At 63.4% G+C, this 13,659-nt stretch carries 12 protein-coding genes; 6 read left to right on the forward strand and 6 right to left on the reverse strand.

All coding sequences use genetic code 11. The features are described from left to right. Window positions 1–63: 63 nt before the first annotated feature. Window positions 64–924 carry a signal peptidase I gene (gene lepB / locus IE158_RS03630; RefSeq protein ID WP_189642317.1) on the forward strand — a complete coding sequence of 287 codons (861 nt, stop codon included), beginning with the start codon at window positions 64–66 and terminating at the stop codon, window positions 922–924. A 94-nt stretch (window positions 925–1,018) separates the two neighbouring features. Here lepB and IE158_RS03635 read toward each other — a convergent pair whose 3' ends face one another. The 3 genes from IE158_RS03635 to IE158_RS03645 form a co-directional block, all read right to left on the reverse strand. Further along, complete coding sequence (locus tag IE158_RS03635) at window positions 1,019–1,318, reverse strand: DUF503 domain-containing protein (RefSeq protein WP_189642318.1); 300 nt, start codon at window positions 1,316–1,318, stop codon at window positions 1,019–1,021. Window positions 1,319–1,337: 19 nt separating this feature from the next. After that, on the reverse strand, window positions 1,338–1,550 hold the full coding sequence (locus IE158_RS03640; RefSeq protein ID WP_189642319.1) for a heavy-metal-associated domain-containing protein: 213 nt from the start codon (window positions 1,548–1,550) through the stop codon (window positions 1,338–1,340). A 64-nt stretch (window positions 1,551–1,614) separates the two neighbouring features. After that, window positions 1,615–2,148 (reverse strand): DUF1999 domain-containing protein, encoded by a 534-nt coding sequence (locus IE158_RS03645; protein ID WP_189642320.1) that lies wholly within the window; start codon window positions 2,146–2,148, stop codon window positions 1,615–1,617. A 204-nt stretch (window positions 2,149–2,352) separates the two neighbouring features. Between IE158_RS03645 and IE158_RS03650 the strand changes: the two genes are divergently transcribed. The 5 genes from IE158_RS03650 (at window position 2,353) to IE158_RS03670 (ending at window position 10,613) form a co-directional block, all read left to right on the forward strand. Continuing rightward, window positions 2,353–4,101 carry a long-chain-fatty-acid--CoA ligase gene (locus IE158_RS03650; RefSeq protein WP_189642321.1) on the forward strand — a complete coding sequence of 583 codons (1,749 nt, stop codon included), beginning with the start codon at window positions 2,353–2,355 and terminating at the stop codon, window positions 4,099–4,101. Window positions 4,102–4,346: 245 nt separating this feature from the next. Further along, entirely contained in the window at window positions 4,347–6,692 is a 2,346-nt protein-coding gene (locus tag IE158_RS03655) for a transglycosylase domain-containing protein (RefSeq protein WP_189642322.1), read from the forward strand. Window positions 6,693–6,727: 35 nt separating this feature from the next. Continuing rightward, the gene (coaE, locus tag IE158_RS03660) at window positions 6,728–7,345 is read left to right on the forward strand and encodes a dephospho-CoA kinase (protein WP_229838878.1); all 618 of its coding nucleotides are present in this window, start codon (window positions 6,728–6,730) and stop codon (window positions 7,343–7,345) included. Window positions 7,346–7,578: 233 nt separating this feature from the next. Further along, window positions 7,579–9,729: a glutamine synthetase III family protein gene (locus IE158_RS03665; RefSeq protein ID WP_189642323.1), complete on the forward strand. Its 2,151-nt coding sequence runs from the start codon at window positions 7,579–7,581 to the stop codon at window positions 9,727–9,729. 83 nt (window positions 9,730–9,812) lie between these two features. Next, window positions 9,813–10,613, forward strand: a complete 801-nt coding sequence (locus IE158_RS03670) for an AAC(3) family N-acetyltransferase (protein WP_189642324.1) — start codon at window positions 9,813–9,815, stop codon at window positions 10,611–10,613. Between the two features lie 97 nt (window positions 10,614–10,710). Here the strand turns inward: IE158_RS03670 and IE158_RS03675 are convergent, their stop codons facing one another. The 3 genes from IE158_RS03675 to IE158_RS03685 all read right to left on the reverse strand — a co-directional run bounded on the left by IE158_RS03675 (window position 10,711) and on the right by IE158_RS03685 (window position 13,558). Further along, complete coding sequence (locus IE158_RS03675; RefSeq protein WP_189642325.1) at window positions 10,711–12,072, reverse strand: FAD-dependent oxidoreductase; 1,362 nt, start codon at window positions 12,070–12,072, stop codon at window positions 10,711–10,713. Between the two features lie 152 nt (window positions 12,073–12,224). After that, the gene (locus IE158_RS03680; RefSeq protein WP_189642326.1) at window positions 12,225–12,953 is read right to left on the reverse strand and encodes an SDR family oxidoreductase; all 729 of its coding nucleotides are present in this window, start codon (window positions 12,951–12,953) and stop codon (window positions 12,225–12,227) included. A 146-nt stretch (window positions 12,954–13,099) separates the two neighbouring features. Next, a complete protein-coding gene (locus IE158_RS03685) occupies window positions 13,100–13,558 on the reverse strand; it encodes a hypothetical protein (protein ID WP_189642327.1) in 459 nt (152 codons plus the stop codon). Between the last annotated feature and the right edge of the window lie 101 nt (window positions 13,559–13,659).

The following is a 13,659-nucleotide window of genomic DNA, read 5'->3' on the forward strand; positions in this document are numbered from 1 at the left end:
GTAGGGCCGGGCAGTGACGCAGCCCGCTTGGTATAAGATGCGGGGCAGTGAAAGAGGCCATGCATGACTGATTCTCAGGGGCAGCCCCCCCAATCCCCTTCCGAGGCATATCCGCAGAGCGTGACTGGGGAGCGTCACCTTCAGGCCACCTCAGCCCGCCCCGCCGCCCGCAGCGGCCTGGCAAGGCTGTGGAAAGACTGGCTGGAGCCGGTGCTTTTTGCCCTGCTGATCACGCAGTTCATCGTCACGATGGTCAAGGTGGATGGGGTCAGCATGATGCCCAACCTGCGCGACGGCGAGCGCGTGATTGTGCCCAAATACGAGATGTGGCTCCACCGCCTGGGCGTGGGCGAGTTTGACCGCGGTGACATCGTCGTGTTCAAGCCGCCGCAGGCCGCTTCCGAAGTGGTCCCCACGCTGCGCCAGGACTTTTATGGGCTGTGGACCTACCGTCCGCATCTGGTCAAGCGCATTATCGGGGTAGAGGGGGACCGCATCCGCATTCAGGGCGGCGACGTGTGGATCAACGACAAGCCGCTGGATGCCAGCTTTACCACGGCTTACTGGCAGGAGCAGGGCTGCTGGGACCGGGACAGTGCCCTTGCCAATCAGGCCACCTCGGCGCAGCAGGGCGTGATGCCCGACCAGCTGGAGCTGACAGTGCCTGAGAACCACTATTTCGTGATGGGTGACAACCGCACCGTGAACGGCTCAGAGGACTCGCGGGCATTTGGCACTGTTCCGCTGAGCGATATTGCTGGCCGCGCCGCCTTTGTGGTGTGGCCGATTCAGCGTCCCGCCGAGCTGGGCTACGATTGCCAGAACAGCCGCGCCGGGCAGGCCAGCTCCGACAAAGAATCGGCGCTGCGGACTCTGCCGGCCCCCGCTGGCTTCACGGAGCTGAGTCGGCAGTTGGGCGAGTAGGTCACAGGCTGCCCCGTAGCCATAAATGCAGAGGCCACCGGCAAGAGTTCTTCTCCGGTGGCTCCATGTGTTGGATGGTCGGACCGCTTGGGCCTTACTCCAGCGCGGTGATGTCGGTCCACTCCTCGGTGATCTGATAGTCACCCGTTGCCACAAAATCAGCGGCCAGCCGCAGGGTTTCTTCGACCCAGCTGTAGTCGTTGCTGACCGTGACCACCGCAATAACTTCCCAGTCGTGGGCGTCCAGACCGTCCAGGCGGGCGGCAGTGACCGGAAAGCGCACCTTCAACTTCTCGACCACCGGTTTGACCAGTGACCGCTTTTCCTTGAGTGACCGCACCCAGGGCATTTCCAGCCGCAGGGTCAAGGTGCCCACGTATCCCAGGGTGCTCATTGCGCTACAGCATAGCGGTTTAGAGCATGCCGGCCAGGAAGCCCTGCGAGCGCACCTGCCGCACCAGGTCCATCACGGTGTAGCGGCTGGGGTCGTAGTGCACTTCAATCTGGCCGGTGTCGGGGGTCGCTTTGCTGATTCCGGGCAGCGCCAGCAGGTGCGCGGCCACGCGTTCTCCGGCTTCGCGGTCCATGCCGCGAACGCCCAGCAGGACTCGGGTGGGGTTCGTCATGGCCCGAGTATAGGGGGGCTGGCCTTGCGGGGTTCTGTCAAATGTGGGAGCCCCGCAATCCTGTTTAGATAGAGAACTCCGTTGAGCCAGGGAGCGCAGTCTCCTCGCGGCTGCCCAGGTAGCGCACGCCGTAGTCTCCCAGCCGGCGTATGTCGCCCAGGTCTGGAGCCAGCGGCCAGCGGCGGTGCGGCACGAAGTGAACCTCATAGACGGCGGTGTCATAGGCGCTCTTGAACAGGGCACGCAGCAAACCACTGTAAATTTCTGCCCGCAGAGCTTCGGGCAGGCCTGGGTCGGTGAGCAGCGTACGGACCAGCACAATCGGCTTGTCACCCTGCCACACACTCTGGGCCAGGACCATGCCAGCCAGGGCCCCTGCCCGCACCGCCGCAAAGGAATGGTCAGTGCGCTCATAGAACTTCAGCGCCCCCAGGCTGGTGCTCAGGCGGCCTTCACGCTCGCGCTCTGGCCGCTCTGCGAAACCGGGGTCCAGTTCGAGCTGGGCGGCCAAGTCCAATTCGGCCAGGGCCGCATAATCGTCGGGAAGCAGCGAGCGGTAGGCCGCAGCGGGCGCAGAATCGGTGGCAAGGTCGGTCATAGTGCCGAGCGTAATTCATCTGGCCCAGTCTGTGCCAGAGCGTGCCGCAGTCAGATGACAGTTTGTCAAATTTGAAAATGTGCTTATACTGAGTTCAAATAACTCATAAAAACCGTGCTCAGGCGTGTGTTCGGCCCTGCCCCCCCGCTGCACTGAAAAATGCCGCTGCGGCTGATGTCAGTGGCATTTTCCGAAAGGAAGAAAATGACCCAAGACCACGCTCAAACCTACCTGTCCCGCCCCTGGACCGCCCGCTATGAGCCTGGCGTGCCGCATGACTTTGTGGCGTCCAACCGGGTGTTGCCCGACTTGCTGCGTGACCATGCCCGCGACTACGGAGCGCGCCCCGCTGTGTCCTTTCTGGGAGCCACGCTGACCTACGCGCAGCTGTGGCGGCAGGTGCAGCAGCTGGCCACTGCCCTGCAAAAGTCAGGAGTGAAGCCGGGGGACCGGGTCGCGGTGATGCTGCCCAACCTGCCGCAGTTCGTGGTCTCCTTTTATGGGTCGCTGTTGGCAGGCGCAGTGGTGGTCAATACCAGCCCGCTGTATGTGGCCAGCGAGCTCAAGCATCAGCTGGTGGATTCCGGGGCCACCACCCTGATCATTTTGGATTCGCTGCTTCCGCGCTACTTTGATGTCCGTTTCGAGGTGCCGGTGGAGCGGGTGCTGGTGGCCCGCGTGCAGGACGCCTTGCCCTTTCCCAAGAACCTGCTGTATCCCATCAAGCAGCGGCTGGACGGCGATTATGTGCCGGTGCGCTGGACCGACAAGCTTTTGCCGCTCAAAGAGGTCATTGCTTCTCAGAAGCCTGCCCCAGCTCCCGTCACGCTGCACCCCGATGACACCGCGCTGCTTCAGTACACCGGCGGGACCACCGGCGTCCCCAAAGGGGCCATGCTGACCCACCGCAACCTGATGGCCAACGCTGAGCAGGCCTGGTCCTGGCTGAGTGACCTCAAGATGGGCGAGGAAATCGGACTGGGGGCCATTCCGTATTTCCATGTCTACGGCATGACCGCCTCTATGAACCTCAATATGCTGGGCGCAGGCCACACTGTCCTGATTCCCAATCCGCGTGACCTGGGGATGGTGCTGGCCGAAATTGACCGGGTCAAGCCTACGCTGTTTCCGGCGGTGCCCACGCTCTATAACGCCATCAACCACCATCCGGATACTCCCAAGCACGACCTGACTTCCATTCGGGCGTGCATCAGTGGCAGTGCGTCTTTGCCGCTGGAGACGGCCCGCGCCTTCAAGGAAATCACCCGTGGGGCCAACCTGGTCGAAGGCTACGGCCTGACTGAGGCCAGCCCGATTACCCATGTCAATCCCGTGATGAGTGAGCAGCGGGAAGGCTCCATTGGCCTGCCCCTGCCTGGCGCGGACGCCCTGATCATGGGCGAAGATGGGCAGCCCGCTGCTCTGGGTGAAGTGGGCGAGCTGTGGGTCAGCGGCCCGATGGTGATGAAAGGCTACTGGCAGCGCCCCGACGAAACGGCCAAAACGCTGCGCGAGTATGGCGGGCAGACTTGGCTACTGACCGGCGACATCGCCCGCATGGACGCAGACGGCTTTTTCTATATCGTGGACCGCAAAAAGGACCTGATTATCGCCAGTGGCTACAACATCTACCCCCGCGAGGTAGAAGAAGTGCTGTACGCCCACCCTGCCGTGCTGGAGGCGGCGGTGGTGGGCGTGCCTGACGAGTACCGGGGCGAGTCGGTTCACGCAGCTGTGGTGTTTAAGGAAGGTCAGAGCGCCAGTGAGGACGACCTGATTCAGTATTGCCGGCGGCACCTTAGCCCCTACAAAGCGCCGCGCTCGGTGGAAGTGCGCCAAGAACTGCCCAAGACAGCAGTGGGCAAAGTGCTGCGCCGCGAACTGCGCGATCAGACCCTCGCTGCCCGCGCCGAAGCGCAGGCACAGGTGCAGCCCGGCGAACCCCAGCAGTGATGTGATGGCTGCGGCAGGCGTGAAGAGTGCCGCCCAGAGTGCCGCTTTCCCGCCCCTCTAACCAGCCGCGCAGCATGGGAGGGTAAACTGCACTGAACAACTGCGCTGAAGCGCGGCGCTGCTGGAAAGCGGGCGGGCGGCCTGGCCGCGAACCTGCACAGGACTGAGCCTAGGGCGAGGTCCAGAGCAGCGAGACTCAGCGCACCGCAGCGACATGCAGGGCAGCGAAATAAGGGAGAACACACTTGATACTGTTGGGCAAATTTCTGAAATTCTTCTTTTCGTTGGTGCTGGCGTTGGTGCTGGCCGGGGCCGGGTTGGCAGGGGCTTTTGCCATGAAGTGGGCAGGCGAACTGCCCGACTACCGCGAGCTGGACAGCCTGACCCTGGGTGCGGAGACGCGCGTATTTTCGCGTGACGGCACTCCGCTGGGCAGCCTGATTCCCCGCATCGGGGAGCAGAAGGTCAGCCGCACGCTGGTGCGCCTGAACGAAATCAGCCCTTTTATGACTGCGGCGGTGATTTCCAACGAGGACCGGCGCTTTTTTGAGCACTACGGCCTGGACCCGTACGGCATCGCCCGGCAAGTGCAGCGCATCTCCCAGGGCAAGGACGTGCAGGGCGGCAGTACCCTCACCAACCAGCTGATCAAAAATACCCTGCTGTGGGAGGAGTTCGGCGGCGCAGTGACGGCTGACCGCAAGGCCAAAGAATGGATGCTCAGCGTGCAGGTCGAGCGCTCCTTTACCAAAGAAGAAGTGCTTCAGAATTATCTGAATGCCATCTACTGGGGCGACGGCGGCCCGGTGGAGCTGTACGGCGTGTATTCGGCAGCCCAGGCGTACTTCGGCAAAGCGCCGCGTGACCTGTCGCTGGCCGAGAGCGCCTACCTCACAGTGATTATTCCCAACCCAGCCAAGCGCTACAAAGATTTCGAGCAGTCGTACGGCCTGATGAAAGTGCTGCTCGGGCGGATGGAGCAAGACGGCTGGATCACCCCGCAGCAGCACCAAGCCGCGCTGGCCGAGAAGGTGCAGCCCAAGGGCTGGAAGGTGCAGTACGCCAGCCCCGGCGAAGTGGCGAGTGCTGAGCTGGTCGACGCCAAAGCCAAAGAGCTGCGTGACGTGACCACCAACCGCGCTCCACACTTCACCCAGCAAGTGGAGCAGGAGCTGATCAGTTTGCTGGGACGCGACAAGGTCTACGGCTCCGGGGGCCTGCGGGTGTACACCACCCTGGACATGAACGTGCAAAACGCGGTAGAGATTGCCAGCCGTGAGGCGCGGGGGCTGCCCTACGGCGCGACGCTGGGGGCCATCATCATGGACCCTTATAGCGGCCAGGTGCTGGGCATGATCGGCCAGAAAATCCGCGAGGGCGAGCCCGTGCCCGACTGGAACAATGCCGCGCAGGGCCAGCGGCAAATCGGTTCAACCATCAAGCCGCTGCTGTACACCGTGGGCCTGCAAAGTGGACTGCGGCAGGATCACCGTGAGGAAGACCGCCCGGTGTCGTTCCCGTGTGACACCTGTAGAGGTGGCGTGTATAGCCCGCAGAACTTTGAAGGGGCCACCACGTTCCGCAACATGACCATCCGCGAGGCGCTGGACCGCTCACTGAACCTCGTCACGGTGCGCCTGGCTGACCGGGTGGGCCTGGAGAAATTCTTCGGGAAGCTGGGTGAGCTGGGTATTCCGCCCAGCGACGGCACGGGACTGGCCGCCGCACTGGGTGCCATTGAGACCACGCCGGTCAATATGGCAGCGGCCTACGCTCCCTTTGTCAATGGCGGCGTGTACTACAAGCCGCGCTACATCACCAAAGTCACCACTGCACGCGGTGAAGTGCTCTACGACGCCAGCACCGAGAACATCAAGCCGGTGCGGGTCTGGTCGCCGCAAGTGGCTTACTTGGGCCTGGACATGATCCGGGGCGTGGTCAATGATCTCAAGTCCGAGCAGGGCGGTCTGGCCAGCGGGGCCAAATTCGGAGAGTGGTCCGTAGCGGGCAAGACCGGAACCAGTAACGGCCCCAAAGACCTGTGGTTTGTCGGCACCACGCCGCTGTATACCGGCGCTGTATGGGTCGGTAAGCAGGAGGGCGGTGACATGCCCATCAACTCCTACTCGGGCGTGATCAATACGCCCATCTGGAAGCGCATGATGGAAGTCGCCCACGCGGGCAAGACCAAGACCGAGTACCAGCAGCCGCCGGGCATTCTGTTCGCGGATCACCCGGATCAGCAGTGGATGCCCAAGGTCAAGTTCGCCTACATCGATCCCAGCTATCAGGACGCGGCCACCGACGTGGAAGGTCAGACCCTGCCTGCTCAGGGAGCCCGCTACACCGAGGCGGAGTGGTCACCTTCCGACCCCAACTCCACTGAGCTGGTGGGGCTTGACCAGCGCACTGGCAAGCTGGCGACTGAGTTCACCCCACCTGAGCAGGTGATTATGCGGCGCATCAATACGGCTGACCTGCCCTCCTACTCGCCGGACCTGCCCGCCGCTTCCGGGCAGAGTGCGCCGCCTGGACCGGCCACGGCCAGCAGCTCGGCCACCAGTCCCGCTGCGTCGGGCAGCGGTCAGTGAGCCCAGCCCAGGCCCAGGGGGAAGGAGTTTACGCCTTGCCGCGCCGCCTGGGGCTGACCGGCAGCATCGGCGCGGGCAAAAGTACCGTGGCGGCGCTGCTGCGTGAAGCGGGCCTCACCGTGATTGACGCCGATGCCCTGGCCCGGCAGGTGACTGCTGAACCGGCAGTGCTGGCCGAGCTGGCTGCCCTGTGGCCGGACGTGGTCAGCGGCCAGGGGGGGGCGACGCAGCTGGACCGCGCTGCCCTGGCCGCCCGCGTATTTGGCGACCCGACCCAACTGGCGCAGCTTGAAGCGCTGACCCATCCCCGGATCCGTACCGCTACAGCTGCGGCCCTGCGGGCGGCGGCAGAGCGCGGCGAAAGCTGGGTGGTCCAGGATATTCCGCTGCTGTTTGAAAAGGGCCTGGACGCGGGAATGGACGCCGTGTGGGTGGTGGACGCCCCCAGAGAGCTGCGCGTGCAGCGTCTGCTGGAGCGCAGTGGCCTGAGCCGCGAACAGGTGCTGGCCCGTGAAGCAGCGCAGTGGTCTCCAGAGCGCAAGCGGGCCAGGGCCGACACCGTGATTGAGAATACGGGCACGCTGGAGGAACTGCGGGCGCAGGTCAGCCGCGAGCTGGGTGCGCTACAGGCCGGGATACCGGCAAAGTCCTGATGGGACGGAGCACCCTCCCAGGCAGCAAATGTTCAGTAGAAGGTCTTTTAGTGTAGCAGTCGCTGGGTCGGCGCACCGTACGCTGGCCTGTTTCCTGAAAGTTTATGCGTCTCTATACTGTGGCCTTGAATTTTGCTGGCTCTGCGGAGCCGGGCAATTTCAAAAGTGAAGCTGGTCTGCTGCCTCTTCCTGCATTGAAGAGGCCGGCCCCGGCGAATGAAGAGGAGTCACCCATGGATAAAGATTTCAGTGTCATTTCCGCTTCCCGTCAGAACAATGTGCGTGACCTACCCTCACCTCGCCAGCTGATTGATGAGGTCTATGCCAGCGATGTGCTGACGTTGGATGACCTGCGCAGCCGCCTGAGCAAGCCGGTGTTTAAGAGCTTGCAGGCGACGTTTGAGCGTGGCGCAGACCTGGATGCGGGCATTGCCGACACCGTGGCGCTGGCGATGAAGAACTGGGCCATGGAGCGTGGGGCCAGCCATTACACCCACTGGTTCCAGCCAATGACCGGCTCTACTGCCGAGAAGCATGACTCCTTTCTCACGCCAGTGGGTGACGGCAAAGTCATTTCTACCTTTAGTGGCAGCGAACTGATTCAGGCAGAACCTGACGCCTCGTCTTTTCCTTCGGGCGGCCTGCGTGCCACTTTCGAGGCCCGTGGCTACACGGTGTGGGACCCGACCAGCCCGGCGTTTATCCTGCGCCACGCAGCGGGAGCCACGCTGTGCATTCCGGCTATTTTTGCCTCGTGGAACGGTGAAGCGCTGGACCAGAAAACTCCGCTGCTGCGCTCCAGTGAAGCGCTCAACCGCGCCGTGGTGCCCGCGCTGCAACTGTTCGGTGCTTCTGCTGGAACCCGCGTCGGCTCCACGCTGGGTGCGGAGCAGGAATACTTCCTGATTGATGAGCAGTTCTACTACCAGCGCCCCGACCTCGTCATGGCGGGCCGAACCCTGTTTGGAGCCAAGCCTCCGCGTGGGCAGGAGCTGGAAGACCACTATTTCGGCAACATCCCTGACCGGGTGCTGAACTTCATGAGTGATGTCGAGGCGCAGCTGTACGCCCTGGGTATCCCCGTCAAAACCCGTCACAAGGAAGTCGCGCCCGGCCAGTTCGAGCTGGCCCCGGTGTTCGAGGATTCCAATGTGGCTGCCGACCATCAGCAGCTGAGTATGCAGATTGTGCAGAGCACCGCGCGCCGCCACGGTCTGGTGGCCCTGCTGCACGAAAAACCCTTTTCCGGCATGAACGGCTCGGGCAAGCACTGCAACTGGAGCATGTCCACCAATGCCGGGGAAAACCTGTTCGAGCCTGGCGAAACCCCGCACGAGAACCTGCAATTTCTGTTCTTCTGCGCTGCCGCCATCAAAGCGGTGGACGATCACCAGGACTTGCTGCGTATCAGCGTGGCGAGTGCGAGCAACGATCACCGCCTGGGAGCACAGGAAGCGCCGCCCGCCATCATTTCGATGTTCTTCGGCAGTGAGCTAACCGAGATTTTCCAGCGCATTGAGAGCGGTGAGGGTGGGCGCGGCGAGAAAAAGGGCCTGCTGGGCATGGGCAGCGCCGTGCTGCCGAACATTCCCCGTCACGCTGGGGACCGCAACCGCACCAGTCCGTTTGCCTTTACGGGCAACAAGTTCGAGTTCCGCGCGCCCGGCTCCTCACAGAGCATTTCGCTGCCCATCACGGTGATGAACCTGATTATGGCAGACGGCGTAGCGCAGCTCACGGAGCGGCTGAGGGCCCACCTGGACGATGGGATGGACCTGGACAAAGCCGTGGGCGAGATTTTCCGGGAGGTCTACACGCAGCACAAGCGGGTGCTGTTCGACGGGGACGGCTACGATGAAGCCTGGCACCGGGAGGCCGAATTTGAGCGCGGCCTGCTGAACCTGCGGACCAGCCTGGACGCTTTTCCGCACCTGACCAGCCCCAAGAATGTAGAGTTGTTTGCCCGCCACGGCGTGCTGAATGAGCGCGAACTGGAAGCCCGGCAGGAAATCATGTTCGACATTTACTTCAAGACGGTAAACATCGAAGGTGAGCTGACCGAAACCATTGCCCAGACGGTGCTGCTTCCCGACACCCTGAACTACCTGCGTGACCTGTACGCCTCGGGCGAAAGCCGCGCTGTCAAAGCCCTGATTGCCGAGATGGAAGGCCTGACCGACGAACTGTATGAAGCTCTTCAGGAGCTGCGCCAGCAGAATGCAGAGCTGGGAGGCGAGGCCGCCCACGACAAAGCCTTCCATGTGCGTGACCGGGTGCTGCCCGCCATGCTGAAGGTGCGCCGCGTGGCTGACGGCCTGGAGCGCTTGGTGAGCGATGAGCGCTGGACGCTGCCCACCTACCGCCAGATGCTGTTCGTGAAGTAAGACGGCCTGGCGCGAACTCCGGCCTTGCTGGCCGGGGTTTTTTTGTTGGAGATGTCCTAAGATTGGAGTCTGTGTTTAACTTGATGAACAAATCCGCCGTGGCTGCCGCCGAGCTGGACGCTGGCCTTGCCAAACTGGGGCTGGACGGCACCCAGCATGTGCTGGCGCATGCATCGTTGCGGTCGTTCGGACGGCTAGAAGGCGGCGCACGCACCTTGGTGGATGTGCTGGCCGCCCGCACGGCCACCCTGGCCGCTCCGGCTTTTACTTACGCCACCATGCTGTACCGCCCCACCGACCCGGTTCACGCCCGCTTCACGCGGGACCGGCGGGTGAGCCGCGAGCTGGGACGGCTTCCGCAGGAAATGGTCGAGCGGGCAGCTGCGCAGCGTTCCTTTCATCCCACCCTGAGCTTTGTGGCGCTGGGGGAGCAGGCCGAGTACGTGACCCGGCGGCAGTCGCTGGGCCAGCCGTACGGGCCGGTGGGGGCGCTCTATGAACTGGGCGGTTACTCGCTGATGGTCGGCACCGACTGGGACAGCAACACGGCCATTCACTACGGCGAGTACCTGGCCGGGGTGCCGTACCTGAGCCGCTGGGCGGAGCTGAATGGAGCTGTGGCCGAGATGGCGTTTCCCAACTGCTCGGCGGATTTTGGCAACCTTGCGCCGTATGTCCACGACCTTGCCAGCGTGGTCCGGGTGGGGCAGTCTACGCTGCAACTGTACCCGCTGCGTGACCTGGTAGACCGCGCCGTGACCCTGCTTCAAGCGGATCCCAAAGCGCTGCTGTGCCGCTCGCGCTCCTGCCGCTGCCAGCAGGTGGGCGCACTGATTGACCGTGAGGGCCTGCGTCCCCGCGCTCACCAGGCCGAGCTGAACTGATCTGCCTTGAACCAGAGATGAAGCCACAGATGAAGTAAAAAAAAGAGAGGCTGCCACAGAGGTATTCCCGTGGCGGCCTCCTTTTTCCGTCCGGCGTTCAGCCTCGGCGGTGCGTCAGCATCTCTTCTAAGTGGACGACTTTGTGGCGGGGGCGGCCTGCAGCGCCGCCGCTCGCCTGCTCATGCTGGTCCAGCACCTGCCAGTCCTCAAAGGTGTAGACCGGAAGCTGGGCCAGCTGTGCGTCCAGTGCTTCGCGGCTTCCCGCGCGGGGAGGGAGGGCTCCGCTGCTCGCGTCCTGAAGGAGCAGGTTCACGGTGTCGGCAGCGCATTTGCGGTTGGTGCCAATCACACCGCTGGGGCCGCGTTTGATCCAGCCTGCTGTGTATTCGCCTGCGCCGCCAGTCACACGCCCGCCCTCGTTGGTGATGGTGCCTGCCCGCTCGTCAAAGGGCACGCCCGGCAGTGGCACGCCTTTGTAGCCCACCGAGCGCAGCACCAGCTGCACCGGAAGTTCTTCAAATTCGCCGGTGCCCTCTGCGCCCCCGCTTTCTGTCAGGCGGTTTTTCTCGACCCGGATGGCCCGTACGCGGCCCTGCTCATCGCCCAGGATTTCGGTGGGCGACACCAGAAAGCGGAAGTGGACCGTGCGCGGCACGTCCCGTGCCTCCAACTCGCCAAAGCCGCGCAGCACTTCCAGATTCTTTTTCACCACGTTGTCGGTGATGGCGGCTTCCTCGGCCTCGCTGACCTGTATTTCTTCGGGGCGCAGACGGACATTGGCGGCGTCCAACTCGCCAAATTCACGCAGTTCTTTGGTGGTGAACTTGGCCTGCGCCGGTCCCCGGCGGCCCATGACATACACGTCCCTCACGCCGCTGCCGCGCAGCATGTCCAGCGCGTGCCCGGCAATGTCAGAAGTGTGCAGCTCATCTGCCGTCTTGGCGAGGATGCGGCTCACGTCCAGGGCCACGTTGCCTACACCAATCACAGCCACGCCTTCCACCCGGCTGAGGTCCAGATTCCGCGTGGCGGCGTCGGGGTGGCCGTTGTACCAGGCCACGAACTCGGTGGCGCTGATTGAGCCCTCAAGGTCTTCGCCGGGAATGCCCAGGCGGCGGTCACTGCTGGCCCCCACTGCGTAGATGACTGCGTCGTAGTGTTCCAGCAACTGTTCGCGGCTCAGGTCGCGGCCAAGCTCCACATTGCCCAGGAAACGCACCCGGTCATCGTTCAGGGTCTTTTCAAACGCTTTGGTTACGCTCTTGATGGTCAGGTGGTCGGGGGCCACGCCGTAGCGCACTAGGCCGTAAGGGGTGGGCAGGCGGTCATAGATGTCCACCTCGGTGGGCACTTCGGTTTGCTTGATCAGACTCTCAGCCGAGTAGATACCGCTGGGGCCAGAGCCGATGACCGCCACCCGCAGCGGGCGTTCGGAGGTAAAGGGGGAATCTTGAGTCATACGGTCCAGTTTAACGGGTCGGGCGTGGTGCCCGCCGTGACGCTGGACCGGGTTCAGCGGCGGGGCGGTACAACGCAGCAATGAAAAAAGGGCAAAAGGGTCCACTTTGGATTCCCTCTGCCCTGTGGCTACCTTATTTGCCGTTGACTTCCTTATTTCTTCGCGGGGCGGCTGGGGCGCACTTCGACCCGGCTGGGCAGGGTGCGGCGCGGCATTTCCAGCAGGTCCACCGTCAGCTGGGCGATGTCTTCAGGCTGAATCTTCCAGGCGTCGGCCTCGCTGGGGGTGTGGCCGTTAAAGTAGGTCGCCACGCTGCCGGGCATGAACTGCGTCACCTTGATGTCGTCTTCGCGCAGGTCCAGCATCAGCACTTCGCTCAGGCCGTTCATGCCGAATTTGCTGGCGTTATAGGCCGCGCCGCCCGCAAAGGGATTTTTGCCCGCCAGGCTGGACAGCAAGAAGATGTAGCCGCCGCCGTTGTTGGCGCTCTGGGTCAGCGCAGGCAGCGCTGCTTTGACCGTGTAGAACGCACCGCTGAGGTTGGTGTCGAGCACGGTGTCCCAGTCCTCCACGCTCATGTCCTTGACGTTGGAGAAGTGGCCCACGCCCGCATTCACGAACAGCACGTCCAGCCCGCCAAAGGCACTCACATGCTCATCCACCGCTTGTTGCAGGGCTTTGGGGTCACGCACGTCGCACACCACCCCGCGCACGCTGCTTCCAATCTGCTCGGCGGCTCCAGTCACTTCTTGCTCATTGCGGCTGGTGATGGTCACCTGATAGCCCGCTCCGGCCAGCGCCTGCGCCACGGCGTAGCCGATGCCCTTGCTGGCTCCGGTCACGAATGCGCTTTTGCCTGTTCCAATGGATGTCTTGTTCATGTGCTGAGCCTAGCGCGGGGACTCGGGGCAAAGGGTGGGCAGGGGCAGAAAGGGCGAGACAGGGTGCGGCACAGAAAAACGCCCCCATAGGGGAGCGTGGCGGGTGGGCGCAGTGGAAGCGTCCTTGTGCTTCCGTCCTGCTGTCCTTACGGCAGCTGCTTGGCAAGCTGGTCGAAGATGTAGTTGGCGGCGTTGGCGCGGTGGTTGTACACCTCCAGCACGCCGAAGTTCTGCTGCACGTTGACCACCTGACCGCTCGGCAGCTTCAGGCTGAGGCCCGCCGAGAACTTGGCCCAGGGCAGCAGGGCACCCGGTGCAGTCAGGCTGGGCGTCACACGGATGGCTCCTGGGGTGGCCGGGTCGGTGGCGATGGTGGCCTTAGGGTAGCGGCGTTTGATGGCCCCAGCCGAGTCGGTGGCGAGGGCTTTGACCACCGTTTGATAGTCGCCCGCGCTGACCAGGCTGCGGTTGCCGCTGATCTGCGGGCTCAGGATGACGTAGGTGGCGGTGGCTGGGTTGATGCCGCCCCAGTTTGCGCCCTGGGCGTGGGCGGCGGGCAGAATCGACAGGGTGGCCAGGGCCACGGCAGACAGGGTCTTCTTCATGACCCCGAGTGTCGCATGCATAACCTGACGGGGTATGAAAGCCCGCTGAATCTGGCGATTTGCCGTTGCTGCCGGCACAGCGCGTTCCCATGCCAGGGCTT

Origin of the sequence: Deinococcus piscis, assembly GCF_014653275.1 — a bacterium.
In the GTDB taxonomy this organism is placed as follows: domain Bacteria; phylum Deinococcota; class Deinococci; order Deinococcales; family Deinococcaceae; genus Deinococcus; species Deinococcus piscis.

What these genes read in the sequence shown, in the direction of transcription:
- IE158_RS03635 (WP_189642318.1), bottom strand. Translation starts at nt 1,318, where the DNA reads ATGAGCACCCTGGGATACGTGGGCACCTTGACCCTGCGGCTGGAAATG.
- IE158_RS03665 (WP_189642323.1), top strand. Translation starts at nt 7,579, where the DNA reads ATGGATAAAGATTTCAGTGTCATTTCCGCTTCCCGTCAGAACAATGTG.
- IE158_RS03645 (WP_189642320.1), bottom strand. Translation starts at nt 2,148, where the DNA reads ATGACCGACCTTGCCACCGATTCTGCGCCCGCTGCGGCCTACCGCTCG.
- IE158_RS03680 (WP_189642326.1), bottom strand. Translation starts at nt 12,953, where the DNA reads ATGAACAAGACATCCATTGGAACAGGCAAAAGCGCATTCGTGACCGGA.
- IE158_RS03650 (WP_189642321.1), top strand. Translation starts at nt 2,353, where the DNA reads ATGACCCAAGACCACGCTCAAACCTACCTGTCCCGCCCCTGGACCGCC.
- IE158_RS03670 (WP_189642324.1), top strand. Translation starts at nt 9,813, where the DNA reads ATGAACAAATCCGCCGTGGCTGCCGCCGAGCTGGACGCTGGCCTTGCC.
- lepB (WP_189642317.1), top strand. Translation starts at nt 64, where the DNA reads ATGACTGATTCTCAGGGGCAGCCCCCCCAATCCCCTTCCGAGGCATAT.
- IE158_RS03675 (WP_189642325.1), bottom strand. Translation starts at nt 12,072, where the DNA reads ATGACTCAAGATTCCCCCTTTACCTCCGAACGCCCGCTGCGGGTGGCG.
- IE158_RS03640 (WP_189642319.1), bottom strand. Translation starts at nt 1,550, where the DNA reads ATGACGAACCCCACCCGAGTCCTGCTGGGCGTTCGCGGCATGGACCGC.
- IE158_RS03685 (WP_189642327.1), bottom strand. Translation starts at nt 13,558, where the DNA reads ATGAAGAAGACCCTGTCTGCCGTGGCCCTGGCCACCCTGTCGATTCTG.